Annotated in this window: 15 protein-coding genes; 7 read left to right on the forward strand and 8 right to left on the reverse strand. The window is 65.6% G+C overall.

The genetic code is table 11. From position 1 onward, the window contains the following. Window positions 1–268 precede the first annotated feature (268 nt). Window positions 269–1,441 carry an acyltransferase family protein gene (locus ACQR2C_RS28245; RefSeq protein ID WP_434848254.1) on the reverse strand — a complete coding sequence of 391 codons (1,173 nt, stop codon included), beginning with the start codon at window positions 1,439–1,441 and terminating at the stop codon, window positions 269–271. A 223-nt stretch (window positions 1,442–1,664) separates the two neighbouring features. Between ACQR2C_RS28245 and ACQR2C_RS28250 the strand changes: the two genes are divergently transcribed. From ACQR2C_RS28250 to ACQR2C_RS28265, 4 genes are all read left to right on the forward strand, one after another. Then, window positions 1,665–2,609, forward strand: a complete 945-nt coding sequence (locus ACQR2C_RS28250; protein ID WP_315801254.1) for a metallophosphoesterase family protein — start codon at window positions 1,665–1,667, stop codon at window positions 2,607–2,609. Between the two features lie 13 nt (window positions 2,610–2,622). Next, entirely contained in the window at window positions 2,623–2,940 is a 318-nt protein-coding gene (locus ACQR2C_RS28255; protein ID WP_315801255.1) for a cupredoxin domain-containing protein, read from the forward strand. A 97-nt stretch (window positions 2,941–3,037) separates the two neighbouring features. Next, window positions 3,038–3,586 carry a sigma-70 family RNA polymerase sigma factor gene (locus tag ACQR2C_RS28260; protein WP_434882626.1) on the forward strand — a complete coding sequence of 183 codons (549 nt, stop codon included), beginning with the start codon at window positions 3,038–3,040 and terminating at the stop codon, window positions 3,584–3,586. Window positions 3,587–3,588: 2 nt separating this feature from the next. Further along, entirely contained in the window at window positions 3,589–4,371 is a 783-nt protein-coding gene (locus ACQR2C_RS28265) for an anti-sigma factor family protein (protein ID WP_434882576.1), read from the forward strand. 197 nt (window positions 4,372–4,568) lie between these two features. Here the strand turns inward: ACQR2C_RS28265 and hpnO are convergent, their stop codons facing one another. Further along, window positions 4,569–5,960 carry an aminobacteriohopanetriol synthase HpnO gene (hpnO, locus tag ACQR2C_RS28270; RefSeq protein ID WP_315714885.1) on the reverse strand — a complete coding sequence of 464 codons (1,392 nt, stop codon included), beginning with the start codon at window positions 5,958–5,960 and terminating at the stop codon, window positions 4,569–4,571. 101 nt (window positions 5,961–6,061) lie between these two features. Here hpnO and ACQR2C_RS28275 point away from each other — a divergent pair, with 101 nt between their 5' ends. Next, window positions 6,062–6,688 (forward strand): DUF2147 domain-containing protein, encoded by a 627-nt coding sequence (locus ACQR2C_RS28275; RefSeq protein ID WP_409997886.1) that lies wholly within the window; start codon window positions 6,062–6,064, stop codon window positions 6,686–6,688. Window positions 6,689–6,756: 68 nt separating this feature from the next. On the opposite strand, the gene ACQR2C_RS28280 is transcribed toward ACQR2C_RS28275, so the two are convergent. Beyond that, window positions 6,757–9,357: an MMPL family transporter gene (locus ACQR2C_RS28280; RefSeq protein WP_315801258.1), complete on the reverse strand. Its 2,601-nt coding sequence runs from the start codon at window positions 9,355–9,357 to the stop codon at window positions 6,757–6,759. A gap of 487 nt (window positions 9,358–9,844) precedes the next feature. On the opposite strand from ACQR2C_RS28280, the gene ispH reads away from it, so the two are divergent. Both ispH and hpnH read left to right on the forward strand, forming a co-directional pair. After that, a complete protein-coding gene (gene ispH, locus ACQR2C_RS28285; RefSeq protein ID WP_315801259.1) occupies window positions 9,845–10,771 on the forward strand; it encodes a 4-hydroxy-3-methylbut-2-enyl diphosphate reductase in 927 nt (308 codons plus the stop codon). Between the two features lie 34 nt (window positions 10,772–10,805). After that, complete coding sequence (gene hpnH, locus ACQR2C_RS28290) at window positions 10,806–11,954, forward strand: adenosyl-hopene transferase HpnH (RefSeq protein ID WP_316183626.1); 1,149 nt, start codon at window positions 10,806–10,808, stop codon at window positions 11,952–11,954. Window positions 11,955–12,172: 218 nt separating this feature from the next. On the opposite strand, the gene ACQR2C_RS28295 is transcribed toward hpnH, so the two are convergent. The 5 genes from ACQR2C_RS28295 to ACQR2C_RS28315 form a co-directional block, all read right to left on the reverse strand. Next, window positions 12,173–12,937, reverse strand: a complete 765-nt coding sequence (locus ACQR2C_RS28295) for a phosphorylase (protein WP_410051467.1) — start codon at window positions 12,935–12,937, stop codon at window positions 12,173–12,175. A 344-nt stretch (window positions 12,938–13,281) separates the two neighbouring features. Continuing rightward, entirely contained in the window at window positions 13,282–14,532 is a 1,251-nt protein-coding gene (hpnE, locus tag ACQR2C_RS28300; protein ID WP_434882577.1) for a hydroxysqualene dehydroxylase HpnE, read from the reverse strand. Next, window positions 14,532–15,371, reverse strand: coding sequence for a presqualene diphosphate synthase HpnD (gene hpnD / locus ACQR2C_RS28305; protein ID WP_434882578.1), 840 nt, complete (start codon window positions 15,369–15,371; stop codon window positions 14,532–14,534). Before hpnD ends, hpnE begins: the two co-directional genes overlap by 1 nt. Further along, window positions 15,368–16,246 carry a squalene synthase HpnC gene (gene hpnC / locus ACQR2C_RS28310; protein ID WP_434882579.1) on the reverse strand — a complete coding sequence of 293 codons (879 nt, stop codon included), beginning with the start codon at window positions 16,244–16,246 and terminating at the stop codon, window positions 15,368–15,370. Before hpnC ends, hpnD begins: the two co-directional genes overlap by 4 nt. A 225-nt stretch (window positions 16,247–16,471) precedes the next feature. Next, a complete protein-coding gene (locus tag ACQR2C_RS28315; RefSeq protein WP_315801265.1) occupies window positions 16,472–16,708 on the reverse strand; it encodes a hypothetical protein in 237 nt (78 codons plus the stop codon). Window positions 16,709–17,104: the final 396 nt, after the last annotated feature.

The following is a 17,104-nucleotide window of genomic DNA, read 5'->3' on the forward strand; positions in this document are numbered from 1 at the left end:
CGAAAGCGATTCGTCAGTCACTCGACCGAGGAATCATCCATTTCCGGCAGCAAAATGGTAAGTTAGCGCCAATGGGGTATATCTCGGCGAGCGACGCTCGTTGAGGCATACCCCTCACCCAACCGAGCTTGCTGCACTGTCCTACATGCCCTCTCCCACAAGGGGCCCACAAGAGGAGAGGGCGCATTCACCCGCACCGCGCCTCGTCTTATTGACGCCAAGTGTCACCGTAACGAGTTCGACGGCAGCCACCGCCGCGCGCAACGGATCAGACGATCCGCGCCACCAACGGGATTCGGCGCAACAGCACAGTCGCCAGCCAGCTCACCGACAGCGTGCCCGCCAGCACGATCGCGAACTTCACTCCCGCCGGCCACGCCGGGTCGTAGACCAGATATTGCAGCCACAGCAGCGGCAGGAAGTGCAGCAGATAGATGCCGTAGGCCGACGGCTGCAGGCGATCCATCAGCGCCAGCGGCGCCTTCGCCCAGCGCAGGAAGAAGGTCGGCACGCCGAACGCCATCGCAGCACAGAAGCTTGCCACGGCGCTGCCATAGGCCGCACGCCACCATAGCGGCGGCGAGTCGAAGTCGGCGATCCAGTTGTGATGGGCGTAGGCCAGCAACAGGATCGCGCCATAGCAGCCATAGGAAAGACCGAACCAGATCCACCAGCGCCGCACCAGCGCGCCGTCGGCCGCGAACGGGCCCGCTCGCAGCCCGGCGGCACCGATCGCGACGCCGCCGACGAAGAAGGCCGGATAGAGCAGCACCCGGCTCGCCTGCAGCGGCAGCGGAAAATGTCCGGGCATGAACCAGAAACCGTCACCGAAGCCGAGATGCGGCGGCAGATAGGCCAGGTTGGCGATCACGAGGAAGATCAGGAAGCCAGTGAGCGGATAGTGCAGCAACGTCCCGGCCCAGCGCCCGACTGCGCCGATCGCCTGCGGCGCCAGGACGCAGACGAGCGCAGCCAGTATATCAAACCCCAGCAGCACGCCGAGAAACCAGGCCGAGCCGGACGGCCACGGCCCTTCGCTGATCATGCGCCACCACACCGCGGCGAACTGATCCTCGGCCACGTAGTATCGGTAATAGGCGATCGGCATGATCACGAGGATCGACACGATGTAGGGCACGCCGAGCCGCAGCGCGCGGCGCCCGACATAGTCCGACGCGCCCCGGCCCGCCAGGCTTGCCGGCACGAACAGGCCGGAGATGAAGAACATGCACGACATGAAGTAGCTGTCGTTGAACAGCGCGACGAGGTCGAAGCCGAGCCAGTGCATGCGGTCGCCGCCCTGGCCGAAATGAGTGTAGTTGATGGCGGAGTGATAGAGCACGACCGAGAGCGTGATGAACGTCCTGGCGCGATCGAGCGGCACGATCCGATCGGCAGACAGCTCGGTTCGTTGCAGGTTGGGGATCACGCGCTCATGCATCGACGTCGCATCCAGTCCATCAGCCGCCCTTCGGCGGCGCACGCCGCTTGTATATTTCGCGCGGCCCTGCGCCGACATCCTGCGCGAGCAGGTGAGCCGCCGGCCATGGCCGGCATGATCACGAACACGTCATCGCGTTTCGATCGCGAGAAGCCGGGAATAAAACCGGGCCGCCATCGCTCTTCTCACCCGCAAGCCCGATGACGGGCAACGGGAGATGACGATGAGCCTTGGTGATCACGACGAGAACGGCGTCAGCCGTCGCAAGGTGCTGGAGTGCATGACGTGGGCAGGCACCGGCGTGCTCTGGACGCTGTCGGGCGGCGTGCCGCGTTCGCTCGGCCTGGTCGACGCCGCGCGGGCGGCCGAGCAGCCCGCCTCCGGCCTGACCTTCCTGCAGATCAGCGACAGCCATGTCGGCTTCGACAAGCCGGCCAATCCCAACGCGCTCGGCACGCTCGAGGAGGCCGTCAACCGCATCAAGGCGATGCCGGTGAAGCCGTCCTTCATGATCCACACCGGCGACATCTCGCATCTGTCGAAGGCGGCCGAGTTCGACGACGCCGATCGCATCATCTCGCAGACGCGGCTCGACGTGCACTACGTGCCCGGCGAGCACGACTTCCTCGACGAGGACGTCAAGCTCTACAAGGAGCGCTACGGCAAGGGCACGCGCGGCTCCGGCTGGTATTCGTTCGACGCCAATGGCGTACACTTCATCGGGCTGGTCAACGTGGTGGATCTCAAGGCCGGCGGGCTCGGCAATCTCGGCGCCGAGCAGCTCGCCTGGCTGGAGCAGGATCTCAAGGGCCGCTCCAAATCGACCCCGGTCGTCGTGTTCGCGCACATCCCGTTGTGGACCGTATATCCGGAATGGGGCTGGGGCACCGAGGATGGCGGCCGCGCGCTGGACAGCCTGAAGGGGTTCGGCTCGGTGACGGTGCTGAACGGCCATATTCATCAGGTGATGCAGAAGGTCGAGGGTAACGTCACCTTCCACACCGCGCGCTCGACCGCCTTTCCGCAGCCGGCGCCGGGCACGGCGCCCTCGCCCGGCCCGATGAAGGTCGAGGACGCCAGACTGCGCAGCCTGCTCGGCATCGCCAGCATCGACTTCAAGGTCGGGTCCGAGCGGCTCGCCATCATCGACACGCCGCTGGCCGGCTGAGGACGGAAACGCAATGAGCCAGTCTGTTGTTCGCGGCGCCTGCCTCGCCGCCGCGCTGCTTCTCGGCGCCACGCCGCTGCGCGCCGAGACCATCAAGGTCACCATCGACAACTTCACCTTCACCCCGGCCGCGGTGACGGTGAAGGTCGGCGACACCGTGACCTGGACCAACCACGACGACATCCCGCACACGGTGGTGTCGGCCGGGAAATACCGGTCGAAAACGCTCGATACCGACGACAGCTTCTCCTTCACCTTCGCAGCCGCCGGCGACTACAAATATTTCTGTTCGCTGCATCCGCACATGACGGGGCTGGTCAAGGTTGAGTAGCATCGCGAACCAGGGCATGAGCATCGTCGCATGGACCGGTCGGCGGCGTAGCGCCGGCCGCGCCGTGCGACCGCGAACCGGGCCGGAGACCACGCCGGTGACGACAGCCAGTGACGATCCCGAGAGGGCGCGACGCTTCCGCGAGGCGGCACTGCCGCATCTCGACGATGTCTACACGCTGGCGCGCTATCTGCTGCGCAACGCCGCCGACGCGGAGGACGCGGTGCAGGAATGCTACCTGCGCGCGCTGAAGCATTTCGACACCTACCGTGGTCCGGCGATGAAGCCGTGGCTGTTTGCGATCCTGCGCAATGTCTGCCACGCCGAATTCGCGCGCCGCGCCGGTGCGCCGGTCAAGGCGCTCGACGATGCGCCCGAAGCGGCCGAGCAGCCGCCGCTGTGGCAGGAGAGCACCGAGACGCCGGAAGGCGCCGTGCTGCGCGAGCGCGATGCCTCGGCGATCCGGCGAATGATCGACACGCTGGCCGAGCCGTTCCGCGAGACGTTCGTGCTGCGCGAGGTCAACAATCTGTCCTATCGCGAGATCGCGGAGGCCGCCGACGTGCCGGTCGGCACCGTGATGTCGCGTCTCGCCCGCGCCCGCGCGACGCTGCGCGCCGCCTGGCTCGCGCAGGAGGAGCTCTAGCCATGACCTGCGATGAAGCCGAGATCCTGATCCACGCGCTGGCCGATGGCGAGCTCGACGCCGGCCACGCTCTGGAAGTTGAAGCCCATGTCGCGACCTGCCCGCGCTGCGCCGCGGAGCTCGCTGGAATCCGGGAGATGAAGCAGGTGCTGGCCGGCGCCGATCTTGGCTACGCGGCGCCCGTCGCCTTGCGCCAGCGCATCGAAGCCGCCCTGCCGGCGGCTGAGGCGGCTAACGTCACACCGCTCGCCGTCCCGCCGAGCCGCCGCTCGCTGCTGAAGGGCTTTGCGATGGGCTCCGCCGTGTCGGCGCTGGCCGCCACCGGTCTCGTCGCCATCGTGCTGCGCAATGACGACCAACAGCGGATCGAGGCCGAGATCGTCTCGGCGCATCTGCGCTCGCTGCAGGCGGGCCACCTGACCGACGTGATCTCGACCGACCAGCACACCGTCAAGCCCTGGTTCAACGGCAGGCTCGACGTGGCGCCGCCGGTGATCGACCTCACCGCCGAGGGATTTACCCTGATCGGCGGGCGGCTCGATTATGTCGATGCCCGCCCGATCGGCGCGGTGGTCTATCGCCGCCGCCAGCACGTCATCAATCTGTTCGTGGCGCAGACCTCGTCCACCGAGCGCCGCGCCGCACGGATGGACACGATCCAGGGCTTCAATATCAGGAGTTGGCGCGACCGCGGCCTCAGCTATTGGGCGATCAGCGATATCGGCGGCGACGAGCTCGAGGAGTTCGGCGAGCGGTTCGAGCGGAAGATGGGTGGGAGCAGCTGAGTCGCTCTCGCGCGCTCCGTCATTGCGGGCGAAGCGACGCAATCCCGAGGCGCGAAGGAAGGCTGGATTGCTTCGCTCGCCATGACAAGCCCTTCGTAGGGCGGGCAAAGCGTAGCGTTCCCCACCAAAGGTCCTGCGAGGATCGAGATGGTGGGCACGGCGCGTCGCGCCTTTGCCCACCCTACATGTTCGTCAGCTCACGCCGATTTGCGGATGGCGTTGTCGACCAGGGTCTTGCCGAGCGACCAGATCGCGCCGGGGACCTTGTGGCTCTGCGCGATGACGTCGTCGAAGGCGCGCTCGATCCAGGCGCAGTCCTCCTCGGTGATGGTCAGCGGCGGCAGCAGCTTGATCGTGTGCAGGCCGTGACCGGCGACCTGGGTCAGGATCTTGTGATCCTTGAACAGCGGCACCGTGATGAGCTGGCAGAACAGGCCCTTGTTGGCGCTCTCCAGCATGGTCCACGAGGCCTTGAGGCGCAGCGATTTCGGCGGACCGAACTCGACGCCGATCATCAGCCCCTTGCCGCGTACTTCCTTGAGCAGCTCGTAGCCCGGCACCATCCGGGTCAGCGCCAGCCGCAGCTCGGCGCCGCGCTTGGCGGCGGCCTCGACCAGCTTCTCGGCCTTCATCACCTCGAGCGTGGCAATGCCGGCGGCCATCGCGAGGTCGTTCTTGGCGAAGGTCGAGCCGTGCACCACGGCGCGATCCATGCGGTTGAATATCTTGTCGAAGATCTGCTTGCGCGTCAGCAGCGCGCCGACCGGGACATGGCCGCCGGACAGCGCTTTCGACAGCAGCACCATGTCGGGCTCGACATTCCAATGTTCCACCGCGAGGAACCGGCCGGTGCGTCCCATGCCGGTCTGGATCTCGTCGGCGATGAAGATGGTGCCGTATTTCTTGCAGAGCGCAGCGGCACCCGGCAGGAACTCGTCGGAGGGCATGTTGACGCCCTTGCCCTGGATCGGCTCGACGATGAAGGCTGCGATCTCGCGCGACGACAGCGCCTGCTCGAGCGCGGCAAGATCGTTGAAGGGGATTGCCGTACAACCCGGCAGCAGCGGCTCGAAGCCGTTGCGGAAGTTCGAATCATCGGTCAGCGACAGCGCGCCATAGGTGAGACCGTGATAGGAGTGCCCGCAATAGACGATGCCGGGCCGGCCGGTCGCGCCACGCGCGAATTTGATCGCGGCTTCCACGGTCTCGGCGCCGGAATTGGCGAAGAACACCTTGTCCAGATACGGGACATATTCCAGCAGCCGCTCGGCAAGAACGCCCGCCAAGGTCGAGACGTCGAGCTGAACGAGATTCGGCAGGTCGGTGTCGAGGACGCTTTTCAGCGCGGCGCGCAGTGTCGGATGATTGCGGCCGATTGCAAAGACGCCAAAACCGCTGAGCAGGTCAAGATAACGGGCCCCATCACGATCGTAGAGATATTGCCCTTGTCCCTTCTGGAACCCAACATCATATCCAATCGTTTTGAGAACGCGGACAAGCTGCTCGTTCAGATGCCGAGAGTGCATCGTGCTGCGCTGCGCTTGGCGCTCCACAAACATCTCGGAAACGTCTAGATTGGGTTTTAGCATCGGCTACATACTTCGGTTGATGGACGTGACGTCAACTGAAAACGCGCAATGCGGCGTTTTGCCCTCATTCGCACCATCAAAGCAAGCACGGGTTTCTGCCAATGTTGCATCGCCTTAGATATCTCATGTCGACGACACTAGCATACTCCGCAGTCGTGTTCGCAGCAGGAATTTCTTCCGCGCTCGCGGCCGACCCCACCGGCGACTGGCGGGTTGCCGACGGCGTCGCGAACATCCGAGTCGCACAATGTAATGGCAGCATGTGGGGCGTCGTGGCCTGGGAGAAGACCCCGGGCGGACGCGACAGCAACAACCCCGATCCGGCCCGCCAGAGCCGCCCGACGCTCGGCATGCCGATCCTGATCGACATGAAGAAGAAGCCCGGCGCAGACGCGTGGGAAGGCCAAGTCTACAACGCCAAGGATGGGCAGCTCTACAGCTCCACCATCACGCCGGTCGACCCCGATCACCTGGAGATCAAGGGCTGCGTGCTCGGCTTCCTGTGCGGCGGCGAGACCTGGACGCGGGTTGCTCCGCCGATTCCGTCGAGCCCTGTGAACAGCATGGCCAAAGGTACACAGAAACCAATCGCGCCGGCCCCTGCTCCGGCGGCCAAGACGACCACCGGCGTCGGCAGTGGCGCAACCGCATCGGCCAAGCCGGGACACAAGCCCGCGGACCAGGTCGGCGATATCTGCCTGCTGCCCGAGATCGCGCGCCCCCGCTAACTAACGGGCGTCCGTCACGCGAACAAAAAAAAGCGGCCGAGAGATCGGCCGCTTTTTCTATTCCGTGATCACGAGCCCTCTTGCTCCTTGATCTCGCGAGGCTTGCCCATCAGCGCCGGCTGGAACAGCAGCACGGCGGCGAGCGTGGTGACCAGCGACAGCGCCAGCAGCTTGCCCATGCTGGACGTGCCGGGATGGCTCGACAGCCACAGGCTGCCGAATGCGGTCGCCGTCGTCAGTGCGCTGAAGAAGATCGCCCGGGTCAGGCTGGTCTGGAGCAAATTTGTGCGGCCGCCGCGCCACGCCACCACGTAGTAGATCTTGAACGCGACGCCAATGCCTAGCAGGAGCGGCAGGGCGACGATGTTGGCGAAGTTCAGCGGCAGCTTGATCAGCACGCAGATCTCCAGCGTCACGGCGCCCGCAACCAGCAGCGGCACGATCGTCATGAGCACGTCGCTGAAGCGCTTCAAGGTCACCCACAGCAGGAGGCTGATCACGACCAGCGAGTAGATGCCGGCGTGGATGAATGCCTTCACGATCGTGTCACCGGACTTCAGGATCGAGACCGGACCGCCGATCGCGTTGGGCTCGGCCGTCAGGACGGCGTTGGCGAATCGCCTGAGATTGTCGTTGTCGTTCGGATCGCCCTTGGGCTGCGCCTCGACCCGAATCAGTCCGTCCTTGCTCTTCCACTGCGACACCAGTTCCGGCGGCAGGTTCGCGAGGCTGACCGGCTGCGCCTGGAGAGTGGCGCTGAGCTGCGTCAGCGTGATCTTCCACGGCTCGACGAACACCGCCTGCGCCTTGTTGCGAACCGTTTCGCTGGCGCCCGCGAGCCTGGCAAGCGCGTCGGCGAGCCGCCGCGACGCGACCGCGCCCGGCCCGTTGCTCTCGCCCGCGGTGCGCCGGAGATTGTCGACGGTCGAGTTCAGGGCGTCGACATTCTCCTTGTCGCTCGGCGCCGCATCGACCTGATCGGGGTTGAGTGCAGGCCCCAGCACCTTCGCGCCCTGCGCGATCAGCTTCAATTTGGCCGGCTGGTCCTCGGGGACGAAGCTGTCGAGCGACATCACGCGCGCCACCTCGGGCAACTTCGCCAGCTTGGCCTCGATCGCCTTGGCCTCGGTCTCGGAGCGCGTCAGCACGTCGATCGCATTGGCGCCCGTGTTCGGATCCTTTCGCAGGTCGAGATAGGTCGCGATCGACTCGGCGCGCGGATTGCGCAGGTTCATCGGGTTGAAGTCGAACTTCATGTAATAGAGCAGCGGCAGGCCGGCGACGACCAGGCCGAGCGTGCCGACGATGATCGGCACGCGGTGCTTCTCGAGGAAATGATCGACCGGCGCCAGGAAGGCGTAGCCGACCGGCTCCTTCTCGCCGGGCGGATTGAGGATCCTCAGCAATGCCGGCAGCACCGTGATCGACGACAGGAACGCGATGATCATGCCGGCGCCGGCGATGGCGCCGAGCTCGGAGATGCCCTTGTAGTCGGTTGGCAGGAAGCACAGGAAACCGGCAGCCGTCGCCATCGCCGCGAGCGACAGCGGCACCGCGGAGCGGCGCGCGGCTTCCGCCAGCGCTTCCGGAAGATTGTCGTTCTTGAACCGCTCGGAGCGATAGCGCACGCTGAACTGGATGCCGAAATCGACGCCGAGGCCGATGAACAGCACGGCGAACGCGACCGACAGCAGATTGAGCGAGCCGACCATCATCAGGCCGACGGCCGTGGTGAGCGCGAGGCCGATGAACAGGTTGATGAACACGGCCGAGATGATCTTGGCCGAATGCAGCGCCAGCCACAGGATGATCAGCACGACGACCACGGTGCCGATGCCGTTGACGACGGCGCCTTCCTGCACGGTGGCGTATTCCTCGTTGGCGATCGGCACCGGCCCGGTCAGCCGCACGCGGGCGTGAAAGCGGTGCGGGAAATCGAGCTCGGCCGCCGCCTGACGGATCGCATCCGTCGCCGCCTTGCCGGGCTCCAGGGCCTGGTAGTCGAGGATCGGCTTGAACTGGATGAAGGCGCGCTTGTCGCTGTCTTCGAGCGGCTTGTCGGAGATCAGCTGGCGCCAGGAGAAGGTCGCATCGCCCTTGTCGAGCACGGTCTCGACCGTCTGGGAGATGTAGTCGAACGGCCGCGCGGCATTATCGAGCTTGACCTGGCCGCGCTTGACGCCGGCAAGGCCGGTCTCCAGCGCACCGGTCAGGCCGCGGATCGAGGGGTCCCCGGCCATGATCTCGACCAGCGGCGCCGCCGCCGTGAACTGGTCCGTGAGCTGCTTGACCTCCTCGGTCGGCAGGAACAGCAGGCCGTTCCTGGCGAAGAACTCGCCGCCGCCGAGCAGCTCGACCGATGAGAAGTTCGCGGTGTCGCCCTTGAGCTTCTTGGCAAGCGCATCAGCCGCCACGCCGGTCAGCTCTGGTGTCGCCGCCTCGACCACGCCCAGGATCATGCGATCGCGATCGAACGCCTGCTCATATTGCTGGTCGCGCTTGCGCCAGTCGAGATCAGGCGAAATCAGCTTGTTGATGTCGGTATTGATCGAGAAATGACGCGCCGTATAGAAGCCCGCGCCGACGGAGAGCAGCAGGGCCGCAATCAATGTCGGCCAGGCAAACCGGGTGCAGGCCTTGACGATCGAGACGACAAACGTGGTCAGCACTTCGTGACTTTCTAATGTTTAGAGAGCTGGGCGGAAACGTCCGCTTCATGGCGGAGTTCCCCGATCAGGGCGAGCCCCGGACGCACACATCCTGAGCGCGCCCCGACCCGGCCTGGCCCAACCTTGAAGACGAGGATGGTCCCTCGACGGCGGATCAAGTTGAACGATGCACGGAACCGTCGGGCCGGCTGATATAGCGGCTGTTCTCGGCGGTAAAGTGACGAACGAGTGAGAGCATAACCAACTCAATTGATTGATCTAATTTATAATTACTAAATTACCTGCAACCTCTCGGGGGCTGCGTGCGACGCATCACATGCGAGCGACTTGCAGACCGGCTTTTCTCTTCGCTCGATTTTTGACACAAAGCCCTGCGTTTCCATCCGTGTGGCGGGCCATTGGGGGCACTCGCTGGTGCGATTATTGCAACCCTGTCGCACGCACGGAGGTGCCGGGTCGAAAGTGAGGCAACGTGGCTGGACGTCCCATGCAGGTGTATCTCGCGCAGCCGCGCGGTTTTTGTGCTGGAGTCGTGCGTGCGATCGAGATCGTGGAGCGCGCGCTGGAGAAGTATGGCCCGCCGGTCTACGTGCGTCATGAGATCGTCCACAACAAGCACGTGGTCGAGAGCCTGAAGGCCAAGGGCGCCATCTTCGTCGAGGACCTCTCCGAGGTGCCGCCGCGCGCCGTCACCGTGTTCAGCGCCCACGGCGTCGCCCGGACGGTCGAGGAGGAAGCGGCCGCCCGCGGGCTGCCGGTGCTCAATGCCACCTGCCCGCTGGTGACGAAGGTTCACAACCAGGGCAAGCGCTACATGTCCAAGGGACGTACCCTGGTACTGATCGGTCATGCCGGCCATCCGGAGGTGGAGGGAACCATGGGCCAGGTTCCCGGCCCGGTCTACCTCGTGCAGAACGTGGCCGATGTGGCCGCCCTGCCTCTGCCGCTCGACACCCCCTTGGCCTATATTACCCAGACCACGCTCAGCGTGGACGACACCCGGGACATCATTTTAGCCCTTCAAGCCCGCTTTACAGACCTTCAAGGTCCCGATATCCGGGATATCTGCTATGCGACACAGAACCGCCAATCTGCGGTAAGGGACTTAAGCAAGCTGGTGGACGTCATCCTGGTGGTGGGCGCCGCCAACAGCTCCAACTCGAACAGACTGCGCGAGATCGGCACCGAGGCCGGGGTCGCAAGCTATCTGATCGCTGATGGCAGCGAGCTTGATCCGGTTTGGCTGAAGGGGGCCAAGGCCGTCGGCATCACTGCCGGCGCCTCGGCTCCCGAAGTGCTTGTCGACGACGTCATCGAAGCCCTGCGGCGCATCGGACCGGTCGAGGTCGCGGTGGTCCCGGGGCGGGAAGAAAACATCGAATTCCGCCTGCCGGCCGAGCTGGTCGCGGGCTGATCGGTCCTCGTTTGGTCCAGAAAGAAGAGACGTAATGGCAATCCCCTTCCATAAGGAACTGCGTATCGGGGCCTATCTGATGAAGCAGAAGCTTCTCGGCCGGAAACGCTATCCGCTCGTGCTGATGCTGGAGCCGCTGTTCCGCTGCAACCTGGCATGCGCCGGCTGTGGCAAGATCGACTATCCCGACGCGATCCTCAACCGCCGCATGAGCGCGCAGGAGTGCTGGGATGCGGCCGATGAGTGCGGCGCACCGATGGTCGCGATCCCCGGCGGCGAGCCGCTGATCCACAAGGAGATCGGCGAGATCGTGCGCGGCCTGGTCGCCCGCAAGAAGTTCGTCTCGCTCTGCACCAACGCGCTGCTCCTGGAGAAGAAGCTCGACCTGTTCGAGCCGTCGCCCTATTTGTTCTTCTCGGTGCATCTCGACGGCCTGCGCGAGCATCACGACAAGGCGGTGTCGCAGAAGGGCGTGTTCGACCGCGCCGTCTCCGCGATCAAGGCCGCCAAGGAGCGCGGCTTCACCGTCAACGTCAACGCCACGGTGTTCGACGGCCACCCGGCCGAGGAGATCGCCAAGTTCCTGGACTTCACGACCGAACTCGGCGTCGGCGTCACCATGTCGCCCGGCTATGCCTATGAGCGCGCGCCGGACCAGGAGCACTTCCTCAACCGCACCAAGACCAAGCAGCTGTTCCGCGACGTCTTCAAGCTCGGCAAGGGCAAGAAGTGGAATTTCATGCATTCCGGCCTGTTCCTCGACTTCCTCGCCGGAAACCAGGAGTTCGAGTGCACCCCCTGGGGCATGCCTGCGCGCAACATCTTCGGCTGGCAGAAGCCCTGCTATCTGCTCGGCGAAGGCTACACCAAGACCTTCAAGGAGCTGATGGAGACCACCGACTGGGATTCCTACGGCACCGGCAAGTACGAGAAGTGCGCCGACTGCATGGCGCATTGCGGCTATGAGGCGACCGCCGCCAATGCGGCGCTGACCAACCCGATCAAGGCGATGTTCGTGTCGCTGCGCGGCATCAAGACCGAAGGCCCGATGGCGCCGGAGATCGACCTCTCCAAGCAGCGCCCGGCGCAATACGTGTTCTCGTCGGAGGTGCAGAAGCGCCTCTCCGAGATCCGCAAGGACGAGGCCGTCGAAGCCCAGCAGAAGGCCTCGACCGCGGCCTGAGGCCGCTGAGATCAGTCCACAACGAAACGGCCGCCGGGCAACCGGCGGCCGTTTTTCGTTGAGGTGCTATGGGCTCGTAGGCGCCGCTCCGTTTCGGTGCAGGGATTGCGCCTCTGAGCGAAGCTCTTTCCACACGTCATTGCGAGCGCAGCGACGGAGCAAGCGGGATTATCGGAGCCTTAGCCGATAAAGCCGACGATCATTCGCCAGCCGGCGCCTTACGCTTCGGCGGCGGCCAGCGTCTCGGTCTCGAGGAAATGCTCGGCCGCCAGCAGGCCGCTCAGCAGCAGGTCGCGGGCGCCGCGCAGCGAGCGCAGGGCGCGATTGAACTCGATGCCCGTCGACACCAGACCACGCAGCACGGCCGGATTGCGGGCGACGCCGCGCAGGATCATCGGCAGGTCGATGTCGCCGTTGGGCTTGATGGCGTCCTTGGCGAGCGACGGGAGGGTGCGATGGGCGGGATCGGAGATCACCCGCAGCGCCGCGAACGGCAGCCCGTACTCGGCGGCATAGGCGGCAGCGATGTGGCTCTCCATGTCGACCGCGGCCGCGCCGGTCTTCATGCGCAGCGCCGCCTTGCGGGCCTGCGCCACCACCACCTCTTCGGCCCCGGCGAGCACGCCGCGCACGACGCGGCGCTTCTTCAGGGCGGCGCGGGCGATGTGCTCCTCGCGCAGCGACAGGCCCGACAGCCAGCGGGCATCGCCGGCGGTCACCTCGGTGGCGACGACGATGTCGCCGGCCTTGAGGGTCGGATCGAGGCCACCGGCCACGCCGAAGCTGACGACGCCGCGGATCGAGGTCGGGTCGAACACGGTGAGCAGCGAGCGCAACTGTCTGGGGTCGCTCGAGCTGCAGATCACCATCATGCCGGGCCCGGCAGCAATCCGGGCCTCCTGCACCAAGCCCGTCACGACCAAGACCGGCCGCGGATCAATCGGGCGATCCGCGGACGTGTCGTCCCCCATCCCCAACTTCACAATCCGACCCCTGACACCTTCTCGGACGTCGCGTGATCCGACGTCTCCGTCTCTTGTTCCAAAGCCTCAGCCGCGGCGGCGCCAGAGCGGAAAGACCTTAACAAACCGAGGATTACGCAGAAAATTTCCACGAGGAAACCCCGTTTGCGCCGCACTGCACCCGCACCCGATGCGTTTTTTGCCGGGTGTTGCCATTTGGCCCCGCCGACCCCTGTTCCGCCCTGGAACAGATCGCGCCAGCGCCTCCAGGCGTGGAACTTTAAGCAAGAACTACGCCACGAAAATGTGAGACTCGCGGCGCAGGCGGCCTGACGGCGCGTCCAGATTTGGCAGCCCTGCGCCCGTCAGCCGTGCCCGAGCAGGAGATTCGCGGCGCGGTCGCCGGAGCGCACCGAGCCTTCGATGGTTGCCGGCAGGCCGGTATCGGTCCAGTCCCCCGCCAGAGCGAGATTGCCGAACGCCGTCTTCACTCCGGGCCGGAGCGCGTTCTGCTCCGGCGTCGCCTCGAAGGTGGCGCGACGCTCGCGCACGATCTGCCACGGCGGCAGCTCGCCCGAGATCCCGGCGGCCTTGCAGACGTCGGCCCAGATCGCGGCGGCGAGTTCCTCGCGCGGCATGTCGACCAGGCGATCGCCATTGCTGATGGTGACCGAGAGCCGCTGCGGGAAGGCGAACAGCCACTCGACCAGGCCGCCGACCACTCCGAGCAGAGCTGGTGCATCGCGCGGCGGCGTGATGCGGAAATGGGCATTGACGATGGCACGATATTTCGTCGGCCCCGTGAGTCCCGGCAGCAGCGCCATCGCCGGCCGCGGCGGCACGGCGAGCACCACGACGTCGGAGGGACCGAGCGCGACGGATTCATCACCGCCGAACCTGAGCCCGGTGACGCGACCGCCTGCATTGTCGAGGCCGCGCAGCTCGCGGCCGATCCGGACGCTGCCGCCCTTGCCTTCCAGGAATTTCACGGCCGGATCGATCAGTACGCCCGACAACCCGTCGCGCGCGATCAGCGGCCGGCAGGCCTGTCCGCCGGCCAACAGCGTCTCGCGGACGATGGCGCCGGCGAGCCCCGCCGAGCCCTCCGGCGGATCGCAGTTCAGCGCCGCGAGCAGCAGCGGCTGCACCAGCCGGTCGTACAGCGCGCCCTTGCAGGGAATCGTGCTGCCGATGGTCTTGGACGTGCCGGCCCAAATCAGCGGCGACAATGCGAGATAGTCGCCGAGCTTGGTATCCGGCACGCGGCGGCCCTCGTCGAACACCCACAGCGGCAGCCGGCCGTTGCCGAGATCGAGCAGCCAGCGCTGGCCGCTCCGGATGTCGACGAATGCGAACTGCGCCTTCTCCGGCCCGACCAGCCCCGCTTCCGAGCCGATCGCACGGGCATAGGACAGCACGTGATGATTGGCCGACAGCAGCAGATGGTTGCCGTTGTCGATCACCAGGTCGGTCGCGGCGTCGTAATAGGACCGGCAGCGGCCGCCGAGCTGCTGGGTGGCCTCATGGACGTGCACGATGTAGCCCGCGTTGGCGAGCCGCACGCCGGCGGAAAGGCCGGACACGCCGGCGCCGATGATGTGAGCTGTCTTCTGCATCAGATGATTGCGTAACGGAGGATGATGCCGATCTTCGTGAGCTTGCTCACGCGGACGGGCTCGCGCGGCAGCGCGAAGCCGCGTTCGAGCAGGAGGTCGAACACGGCGCGATAATATTCCGACATGATCCGCGGCGCCCGCACGGCGCGCCGGCGATTTCGCCGCATGATCTCGTCGGCCTTCTCGAAATGCGTCTTGGCCCTGACCGCTACCGAGTTGCAGACCTTGGGCAGCGCCCGCTCCTGCATCACCTTGACCGGATCGTCGCTGGTGATGCCGGCGAACAGCAGCGCCTCGCGCGGCAGGTAGAGCCGGCCGATGCCGGCATCCTCGTCGATGTCGCGCAGGATGTTGGTCAGCTGCAGCGCGCGGCCGAGATGGTGCGCGAGCAGGATGCCGTCCTCCTCGGGCATGCCGAAGATGCGCACCGAGAGGCGGCCGACCGCGCTGGCCACGCGGTCGCAATAAAGGTCGAGCGTGGCGAGATCCGGCGCGCGGATCTCCGCCGGCACGTCCATCTCCATGCCGTCGATGATCGCGAGGAAGTCCTCGCGCTTCAGTCCGAAGGTCTTCACCGACGCGACATAGTCGCGCAGCCGCGGCGGCGGGTTGCCCTGGTACAGCGCGTCGATGTCGTCGCGCCATTTCTGCAGCGCCGCCAGCCGCTCGGGCCGCGGGCCGTCGGAATCGGCGATGTCGTCGACCTCGCGGCAGAAGCTGTAGACCTGGAACATCGCATCGCGCTGGGCGCGCGGCAGGATGCGCATGGCGGCATAGAACGAGCTGCCGGAGGCCGCCGTGCCGTGATCGACGTTATCCGCGGTCGCCTCGAGGGTCATGCGCCGGCTGCCGATTTGGTCTGGGGATGACGCCCGGCCACGCGGCGGCCGATCTCGCCCATCACCGAGGTGAAGGTGAGACCGAGCATGCCGATGGGCGACAGGTGCACGCGCTCGCTGAGTGGGTCGCGCACCTTCAGCAACGCCACGATGCGGTCGGCGAAGGCCTGGATCACGGCGATCTCCAGTCCGAAGCGGAAATCCTTGACGCCGCTGTTGAGGTCCCTGCCCTCCTCGAGCAGCGCCGCATTGCGGACGGCGAGCTTCTGCAGGCAGCTCAAGAGCTGCGGCGACGATTTGGCTGCGCCGAGCATCTCGACCGTGGCGCCGGCTTCGGCCAGCGCGTCGCGCGGCAGATAGACGCGGTTGAGCGCCTTGTAGTCCTTGCCGCAGTCCTGCAGGTGGTTGTTGATCTGAAGGCCGGCGCAGATCGCGTCCGAGGCCGGCCAGGTCGCGGCGGACTCGCCGTGCACATCGAGCATGAAGCGGCCGACCGGCATCGCCGAATAGCGGCAGTAGTGGATGACCTCGTCCCAGTTCTCGTAGCGCAGCTTGGTCACGTCCATCCGGAAGGCAACCAGCAGATCGAGCGCGTGCCGGGGCGACATGCCGCGCCCGGCTAGCGCCCGGCGCAGGCTGACGGCGACGTCCTGGGTCTCGCCCGTTCCCGTCAGCTCAGCCTCGAGCAGGTCGAGCAGCCGCAGCTTCTCGTCGCCCGGCAGGCTCGGATGGTCGGCGATGTCGTCGGCGGTGCGCACGAAATTGTAGAAGGCGAGGATCAGCGCCCGATGCTCAGGACGGATGATCCACGACGCCACCGGAAAGTTCTCGTCCCGGTGTGTCTTGCCGGATCGCAAATCGCTCGCGGTGGTCATGGACGAAACAGCTATCAGGTTGAAGGGGCGCTACCGAAAACAATGCCCGCCGCTTCGCTCATGCGAACGGATTGCTCGCCCCCCATATAGGCGAAGATCCCGCCAAAACCAATGCAATCGATGTCGGGCAGCCCATAGAAGCGAACCGCCGTCCTGCCCCGAGGGGGCGGGCCGGCGGTCGTTAACCAAGAGAGTTCGGAAACAACCGTTCCGAACGGCAACCGCTTACTGGTTGTGGGTCTTCAGCACCTGATCGCAGGCCGAGCTGATCTTGGGGCGGTTCTCCTTGAGGCACGCCAGAATCGTGAAGTCACCCTGATCGATGACCGCACGGCAGAACTTCTGAACGTCACGCGTGCAGGCCGCCTGCTCTTCGGGCGTGCCGCCGCGGCCTTGCGCGAACGCACCGGTGGAAACGGACACCGACGACAGCAGGGAAAGTGCCAGGAAAATCTTACGCATCGTGTTCCTTCATTTTGACAGCAGAGGAGACCTCCCGGGAACGCCGATGCTGCCCGGGAAACACCTGTTTGGTTTGGCAAGGACCGCAAGCCCCCCAGCGCCGGAGGTACGCTGCCAAATGCGGCCAAATTTGCGCCCTATGATCCCGAGCGGATCAAGCTCGGAGATCACAGCATTGGCACAAACAAGGCGTTGATACTAGGGCGTTATTCTCGGAACACGTTTTTCGCATTTGGCTGTTGCAAGCATGCCGCGCGGACCGTTAGATGCGGGCGCCGTCGAGGCGGCTTGCGTGCAGCCGTCTTGCGAGGACGACCATTCGGCGCCGACCGGTCGCACGGTATCGGCGGGCATCATGGCATCCGGTCGCAGCGCCCGACCGGCCGTCATTTGAAC

Source organism: Bradyrhizobium sp. HKCCYLRH3061, assembly GCF_051168015.1.
GTDB lineage: Bacteria > Pseudomonadota > Alphaproteobacteria > Rhizobiales > Xanthobacteraceae > Bradyrhizobium.

What these genes read in the sequence shown, in the direction of transcription:
- hpnC (WP_434882579.1), bottom strand. Translation starts at nt 16,246, where the DNA reads ATGACCACCGCGAGCGATTTGCGATCCGGCAAGACACACCGGGACGAG.
- ACQR2C_RS28245 (WP_434848254.1), bottom strand. Translation starts at nt 1,441, where the DNA reads ATGCATGAGCGCGTGATCCCCAACCTGCAACGAACCGAGCTGTCTGCC.
- ACQR2C_RS28255 (WP_315801255.1), top strand. Translation starts at nt 2,623, where the DNA reads ATGAGCCAGTCTGTTGTTCGCGGCGCCTGCCTCGCCGCCGCGCTGCTT.
- hpnH (WP_316183626.1), top strand. Translation starts at nt 10,806, where the DNA reads ATGGCAATCCCCTTCCATAAGGAACTGCGTATCGGGGCCTATCTGATG.
- ACQR2C_RS28265 (WP_434882576.1), top strand. Translation starts at nt 3,589, where the DNA reads ATGACCTGCGATGAAGCCGAGATCCTGATCCACGCGCTGGCCGATGGC.
- ACQR2C_RS28250 (WP_315801254.1), top strand. Translation starts at nt 1,665, where the DNA reads ATGAGCCTTGGTGATCACGACGAGAACGGCGTCAGCCGTCGCAAGGTG.
- hpnE (WP_434882577.1), bottom strand. Translation starts at nt 14,532, where the DNA reads ATGCAGAAGACAGCTCACATCATCGGCGCCGGCGTGTCCGGCCTTTCC.
- ispH (WP_315801259.1), top strand. Translation starts at nt 9,845, where the DNA reads ATGCAGGTGTATCTCGCGCAGCCGCGCGGTTTTTGTGCTGGAGTCGTG.
- ACQR2C_RS28275 (WP_409997886.1), top strand. Translation starts at nt 6,062, where the DNA reads ATGTTGCATCGCCTTAGATATCTCATGTCGACGACACTAGCATACTCC.
- hpnO (WP_315714885.1), bottom strand. Translation starts at nt 5,960, where the DNA reads ATGCTAAAACCCAATCTAGACGTTTCCGAGATGTTTGTGGAGCGCCAA.
- hpnD (WP_434882578.1), bottom strand. Translation starts at nt 15,371, where the DNA reads ATGACCCTCGAGGCGACCGCGGATAACGTCGATCACGGCACGGCGGCC.
- ACQR2C_RS28315 (WP_315801265.1), bottom strand. Translation starts at nt 16,708, where the DNA reads ATGCGTAAGATTTTCCTGGCACTTTCCCTGCTGTCGTCGGTGTCCGTT.